The sequence below is a fragment of the Belnapia moabensis DSM 16746 genome (genome assembly GCF_000745835.1).
In the GTDB taxonomy this organism is placed as follows: Bacteria; Pseudomonadota; Alphaproteobacteria; order Acetobacterales; family Acetobacteraceae; genus Belnapia; species Belnapia moabensis.
Genome location: NZ_JQKB01000157.1, coordinates 1 through 6597, shown reverse-complemented (window position 1 = coordinate 6597; position 6597 = coordinate 1). Strand labels below are relative to the sequence as shown.

Sequence of the window (6597 nt, the reverse complement as noted above, 5' to 3'; positions counted from 1 at the left end):
CCAGACCGCCACCCGCGACGCGGTCGCCGCCATCCAGGGCATCGCCAGCACCATCGGCGAGGTCAACCAGATCGCCGGCGCCATCGCCGCCGCCGTCGAGGAGCAGGGCTCGGCCACCCAGGAGATCGCCCGCAACGTCCAGCAGGCCGCCGCCGGCACCCAGGAGGTCACCCGCAACATCGGCGGCGTCAGCCGCGCCTCGGCCGAGACCGGCGAGGCCGCCGGCCATGTCCTGCAGGCGGCCGAGGAGGTCTCCCGCCAGTCCGAGCGCCTCGGCTCCGAGGTCGCCGCCTTCCTCACCGGCGTCAAAGCCGCCTGACCACCAGCGCCACACCTGAGCCGGCCCATTGCTGCCGGCTCAGGTCGCCATCGTTGCAGTCAAGACGATAAGTGCCTAAAACGCCCGTTGGCTGGTGAAACTGGCCATGACGGCGAGCTGAACGCCCTCTGCGCTCGCAGGGGAGAAACCTCCAGCGAGCGCTCTACCGTCAGTGTGTTGCACAGGTCAGCAGCCTGGACGCATGGATCCCTGTCCATGTTTGGGATCAGGCGATGCGGACGTATTCTGGCCTCCCAAGCTCAAGCATACGGTTCAGCACGTTGGCGGCGACGGTCACCTCCGTTGTTTGCCGCCCATCCGTTCGTGAACGCAGACCGTCGCCGATGACGCGCTTCCAACGTGAGACATCAGCTTCCACCAGCGCACGCCAGTTGTACCCTGAGGTTCGCTGCCAGCCCATGCGGCCGCGCTCGGCAATGCATCGCAGATGCACGTCCCGCTGCGTCGGCTTGCTCTCGGCCCCGCACTCGGCACTGCGCTCGAGCGTGGCGGAACCACCACAGCTGCGTCGGGATGGTGTGCCAAGACCTCGGCATAGACATCGTCCCGATCGTAAGCACCATCGCCGATGAAGGCCGCCACGGAACCGTCCACCTGCTCGAGCAAGGGACCAACCTGCGAGCCGTCATCGACATCCCTGTCGGTCAGCACCGAGGCGACAATCTGGCCCGTATCGGCGTCGGTGGCGAGATGCAGCATCTTCCAGGCCCGGCGCCGCTTGCTGCCATGCTTTTCTTCCAGCCAGCTGCCGGGACCGCACAGCCGCAGTCCGGTGCTGTCAACCAGCAGGTGCACCTCCTCGCGCCTGCAATGCGGCCGCGGCACCTCGAGCATCTCAGCCCGGCGGCTGAGAGTGCTGTGGTCCGGCACGGCGAGGTCAAGGCCGAGTAGCTGGAGAATAGAGCCGATCAAGCCTTCGGTCTGGCGCAGCGCCAGGCGGAACACCGCCCGCAGCGTCAGGGCCGTGGCGATCGCCAGCGCGGAGTAGGTGGGCTGCCCGCCCCGGCCAGTACGTGGCTCAGCCTTCCAGGCCTCGATTGCTTCCGGCGTGAACCAGACCGTCAGGCTGCCGCGGGCGCGCAGGCCAGCATCGTACTCGGCCCAGTTGATGACCCTGCGCTTCTGCCTGGGAATGTGGTCGCGCCGAGCAGCGTTCGCTTTGAAAGGCAAGAGGACGGTCCCTGGAGGGTGGAGGGGGCACGCCCCAGCCTCATCCTACCCGAAGCGGCCCAAGCCGCCGACCGCTGCAACAAGGTGGACATAGGTGGGTGCTGACCGTCAAGGCTGCCCAACGCCTATCTCGGACCTGGCGCGGTTGGGTGAGCTTTCCCGGAAGCGGACATTGACAGGATCAGGCTGCACCCATTCGGCTGCTTGTTCAGGCTCGTACGCCTTCATTGCCGGCAGAGTTTAGGAACTCGGGTCTCGCAGATCTTTCTTCATTGACCGATACGCTCTTTGCAAGGCAGCCAGGCGACGGCGTTCAACCTCTTGCGCCGTCCGGTCTCTCGTCAGCTCCAACGCTGTCAGTTCCCGGCCCAGCTTCTGGAAGTGCGCCCAACGGTCGGCATCAAGGCGGCCCTCGTCCAGCGCATTGCGTATCGCACAGCCGGGTTCGGTGGTGTGCCCGCAGTCACGAAACCGGCAATTCTGGGCTAGGCGCTCGATGTCGTCGAAGACCGTGCTGAGGCCCGCATCAGCGTCCATTAAGCCCACTTCGCGGATGCCAGGCGTGTCGAGGAGCAGCCCTCCACCAGGGAGCAGGATGAGTTGGCGATTGCTGGTGGTGTGACGCCCCCGGGCATCCGTCGCGCGGATGTCCTGGGTTGCCATCCGCTCCTCACCCAGCAAGGCATTCACCAGCGTGGATTTTCCGACGCCCGATGAGCCGATCAGCACACAGGTCTCGCCCGGCTTGATGTGATCCATCAGACTACCCAAGCCAAGGCCCTGGCGTACTGACACGATAACCACCGGGCAGCCCGCAGCCAGGGCGGCGATCTCGGCGGCCTGGCCCTCGGGTTGCTCGCACAGGTCGGCCTTGGTCAGCACCACCACCGGCCGTGCACCGCTCTGCCAGGCAGCGGCGAGGAAGCGCTCGAGCCGACGCGGATTGAGGTCAGCGTTGATCGAGGTGACGACGAAAACGACGTCAATGTTGGCGGCGATGACCTGCAGTGTCTGCACGCTGTCGGCCGCCCGACGCACGAAGGCGGTGCGGCGAGGCAGGACGGTATGGATAGTGGCTGTACCTTCGCCGGCGTTTGCCGACAAAGCCACCCAGTCGCCGGCGGCCGGATGGCCCGCCTCCCGAGCCTCGTGGCGCAGGCGGCCGGAGAGGCTGGCGCTCAGGGTGCCGACATCCGTTACCGCCAGATTTGCTTGGCGTTGCTGGAGGATGATGCGCCCAGGGATGTAGCCGGCGCGCGCATGCGGCTCGAATGCCAGCCGCAGCGCATCGGACCAGCCATACTGTTCAATCAAAAGCGGTACTCTCACATAGGGCGGGCACTCTAGCACGCACCGAACGGCAAACCGCCCCTTTGGACTGTGATCCGGAAAGTCATTAGCCCAACACTGCGCGGGTAGTTGTGTATTGCGCCGACGATGGCGCACCGCCATGCCCCCTGCTAAGGGATTGGCGTTGACCCGCCAGACAATAGCCCCGTCGGTCGCCTGAGCATAATCACTGGTGGCGCTACATCTCAACGGGTGAGAGGCAGCTTCACTCCGGCGGCAGCCTGAAAGGCGCCGTTCTGCTTCCGGCCAACCATAGCCGTTCGAACTGTCGCCAAGAGGGTCCGCAAAGGGTCGCCTGCCACGGTAGCCTCTCTGGCGGGGCGGTCGGATGCCTACCCTGCTCCCTGCGCCTTCCGCACCGCGTCCAGCACCGCCTCATGCGTCGCCAGGATCCGCCGCAGCGTGGGTTTCCCTTTGTCGCTCGCCTCAGCGATGCCCTCGTGCATTTCCTCGATTTCCGTCGTCATCTGCTCGGCCAAGCCGGATAGCCGCTCCTGTAGCTGCTCGTTGTCGTCCTGGAGTTCAGCTGTCCAGATCGCCAGGACGCGAGAGAATTCGGTGGCAGCGCGGGCCGGTGGGACGCCCGCTTGCAGGAGCTTGATGGGATGGGCCAGCAATTTTGAGGAGTTGCAGCCAGGAGCTTTACGGGAGCCCGCTGCCGCTGGCAGGCGCTCACTTGCGTCAGACGGGTTTTCCGCGGGGCGCTCAGGCAGACGCATACGGACAACCCGCATACCATCACGGTAGACAAGCCCCCAGCCTATCCCTGCGCCGTCACAGAGATGAAGAGGGACGGTAAATTGTGGCGCTTCTCCCGTCTACAGCAATGCAAGATGATGCTCGCCGCAGGACCGTCGGTGATTACAACAACCTTGCCGTGGGCTTGGCCCCGGTTCTGCACGGCGCGGTGTTTGGGCGGCCCGCTGGACTACACGCGGCGATGAGCCTGCAGGCGCGGGCCTGAACCAAGGGTAAAGGAGGAATTCAGGATGACGAGCAGACGCTCCCTACTTGCCGCGACGGCGACCGCCGCCACCATGCCGCTCTTCGGCCGGCTTCGGGCGGAAGGGGCGCCGGTGCTGAGGATCGGCGTGCTGAATGATCAGTCTGGCGCCTACCGCACCAATGGCGGCCCGGGCTCGGTCGCCAATGTCAAGCTAGCTGTGCAAGAACTGGCAGCGGCCCGCGGCCTTAATGTTGAGGTGCTGGTCGCCGACCACCAAGGCAAGCCCGATGTCGGCCTGAATGCCGCTCGCCAGTGGTTCGACCGCGACAGCGTGGATGTCATAATGGACTTCCAGAATTCGGCGATCGCGTTGGCCGTCGCCGGCTTGGCACGCGAGAAGGACAAGGTGGCGATCGCCTGCAACGTTGGCACCAGCGACCTGACTGGTGCACGCTGCTCGCCGAATACCCTGCACTGGGCCTATGACACGCAGATGTTGGCACGCGTTGTCGGCGGCGCGCACGTCCGTGCTGGCAACAATACTTGGTTTTTCATCACTGCTGACTACGCGTTCGGTCACGCGCTTGAGAAGGACACCGCCAGCTTTGTCACGGCAGCGGGCGGCAAGGTGCTCGGCGCTATCCGAATGCCTTTCCCAGGAACCGACTTCGCCTCGCCGCTGCTTCAGGCGCAGCAGTCGCGTGCCAAGGTCATTGGCTTCGCCAATGCTGGCACTGACACGGTCAACTGCATCAAGCAGGCCGCCGAGTTTGGCATCACCCGCCGCAGCCAGAAGCTGGCTGGCATGCTGCTGCAGATCAACGACATCCACGCCCTCGGGCTGGAGGCTGCGCAGGGCCTGACCCTAGCAGAGAGCTTCTACTGGGACCTGAACGACAGGACCCGCGCCTATGCAAAGCGGATTGGTCCGGCCATGGGCGGCGCGATGCCAAACATGTCTCAGGCCGCCTGCTACGCCGCGACACTGCACTACCTCAAGGCAGCAGCGGACCTGGGCGTGGCCGAAGCGAAACGGAGCGGCGCCGCAGCCGTGGCACGGATGAAGGCGATGCCGGCCGAGGACGACGTGTTCGGCCGCAGTGCCGTCCGCGCGGATGGGCGAGTGTTGCACACCGCCTATCTGTTCGAAGCCAAGGCACCGCAGGAGAGCCGCGGCGCCTGGGATTACTACAAAGTAGTCGCCGCTGTGCCGCCCGAGGAGGCATTCAGGCCGCTCAGCGAGGGCGGCTGTGCCCTGGCCCAGGCTCGCTGATCACCGGAACGGCCTGCGCCGCCGGGTGAGGCGGTGCGGGGCCGTCGGGGCTTCCGTACTCCAGATAGTGGTGGCGATCAGCAAGGTGACTCCGCTTAGGGGGAGCCGTCAGAAATAGATGCGGTGGAGGGTCGGCTGTATAGCTGGGAAACAGTCCGCCGAATGGGCATCGCATTGTCGGTATCCATATCGACGAAAATGCCGGTGCCAATCGGCCTGCGGTTGAAATGTTTGAATGGGCTCAATGACTTGCTCTGTGCGGGTCTTTCCGCAGCATAGCCGGGCTTGCCACAATTGGCCTCCAGCGGCATCAGAGCGCCGCAACCCGGAGGCTGACGTGACCATTATCCCGCCCCGCCTGATGGATCAGTACAAGGCAGACCTGCTGGCGCTGCCGGCAGGATCGCCCCAACCGGGTGAGGATACGTCGCATGGGATCGCGCTGACCCTGCTCACGACCGAGATGGCCGAGGACGTTGCCGCCCTGTATGCAAAGCACCTCATGGGCCGGCTGTGGCAAGAGTTGGTGGAGCGGCGACGCAGTGGCACGCCGCTGTCTGGGGTGTACGCGATCGCGGCCGAAATGTACGCGGACCGGCTCGGCACCAAAGACTCGCCAAGCGCGGATGAGATTCTGGCGCCGCTGTTCCCCTGATCTCTGATCAGGCGATCCCGGTCCACTGCGACATCACCACATTGTCGATCTCATAGGTGACGGTGCTGGGGGTCGAGCCATTCGGCCCACCGCCCATCCACGCATCCGCGCCGGTCCCGACATACCCCATGGCGCCGAAGCCTATGGGGCCGTCCGGCACCGCATCCGCGCCGGTTGTGTTGCAAAGTTTGGGGCGGATTGCGAATAGCCCTGACAGGCTCCAGATCAGGCGGCGACCTGGAACAGCTCGGCGATAAAGGTGGCTTGGGTCCGCATGTCTCGTCCGCCAACCTTCAGTACCTGCCCCTTCCTGATCATCGCCATCGCCTCGTAGCCTGCCAGTGTTCGTCGTGCCGTGTGGAAATCGCCGAAGCCCAGACCCGGTCTGACCAGGCGTTTCAAGCGCCGGTGGTCTTGTTCCACAATGTTATTGAGAAACTTGCATTGTCGTAGCCGGGCGAAGCGCCACAGCTCGTTGTCTGCCTTCATCTCCGCCGTGGCGCACGGGTAAGCTGGGTTCTTGTCCACGGTGATGGTGCGCGGGTTCACCGTATGCGACTGCCCGAGTGCCTTGCGGAAGAAGCGCTTTGCAGCCTCGGCATCGCGCTTGGCCGAGAGCAGAAAGTCGATGGTCTGCCCACGGCTGTCCACGGCCCGATACAGGTACATCCAGCGGCCCTTCACCCGAACATAGGTCTCATCGGTTCTCCAGGAGCCGTTGCTCAGACGCAGGTGCGGCCGAATGCGCTTCTCGATTTCCGGTGCATAGGTCTGCACCCAGCGGAACACCGTGGTATGCGCCACCTCGACGCCGCGGTCGGCCAGCATGAGCTCGAGATCACGGTAGCTGACCGGGAACATGA

6 protein-coding genes and 2 pseudogenes are annotated in these 6597 nt (G+C 64.9%); 3 read left to right on the top strand and 5 right to left on the bottom strand.

All coding sequences use genetic code 11. From position 1 onward, the window contains the following. A pseudogene (locus EP26_RS36530) lies at window positions 1-319 on the top strand (methyl-accepting chemotaxis protein); the annotation flags it as partial. Window positions 320-545: 226 nt separating this feature from the next. On the opposite strand, the pseudogene EP26_RS29020 reads toward EP26_RS36530, so the two are convergent. The 3 genes and pseudogenes from EP26_RS29020 to EP26_RS29010 all read right to left on the bottom strand — a co-directional run bounded on the left by EP26_RS29020 (window position 546) and on the right by EP26_RS29010 (window position 3477). After that, window positions 546-1510, bottom strand: a pseudogene (locus EP26_RS29020) (IS5 family transposase). 240 nt (window positions 1511-1750) lie between these two features. Then, window positions 1751-2824 (bottom strand): ribosome small subunit-dependent GTPase A, encoded by a 1074-nt coding sequence (gene rsgA, locus EP26_RS29015; RefSeq protein WP_043344553.1) that lies wholly within the window; start codon window positions 2822-2824, stop codon window positions 1751-1753. 368 nt (window positions 2825-3192) lie between these two features. After that, a complete protein-coding gene (locus tag EP26_RS29010) occupies window positions 3193-3477 on the bottom strand; it encodes a hypothetical protein (protein WP_043344551.1) in 285 nt (94 codons plus the stop codon). 372 nt (window positions 3478-3849) lie between these two features. On the opposite strand from EP26_RS29010, the gene EP26_RS29005 reads away from it, so the two are divergent. Continuing rightward, window positions 3850-5079 (top strand): ABC transporter substrate-binding protein, encoded by a 1230-nt coding sequence (locus EP26_RS29005; RefSeq protein ID WP_043344549.1) that lies wholly within the window; start codon window positions 3850-3852, stop codon window positions 5077-5079. Between the two features lie 337 nt (window positions 5080-5416). Next, on the top strand, window positions 5417-5734 hold the full coding sequence (locus EP26_RS29000) for a hypothetical protein (protein ID WP_043344546.1): 318 nt from the start codon (window positions 5417-5419) through the stop codon (window positions 5732-5734). A 7-nt stretch (window positions 5735-5741) separates the two neighbouring features. Here EP26_RS29000 and EP26_RS35770 read toward each other — a convergent pair whose 3' ends face one another. Together EP26_RS35770 and EP26_RS28995 are read right to left on the bottom strand one after the other, a co-directional pair. Further along, entirely contained in the window at window positions 5742-5894 is a 153-nt protein-coding gene (locus EP26_RS35770; protein ID WP_157033908.1) for a hypothetical protein, read from the bottom strand. Between the two features lie 65 nt (window positions 5895-5959). After that, window positions 5960-6597, bottom strand: a 638-nt coding sequence (locus tag EP26_RS28995) for an IS6 family transposase (protein ID WP_043344544.1), incomplete at its 5' end; no start/stop codon positions are given.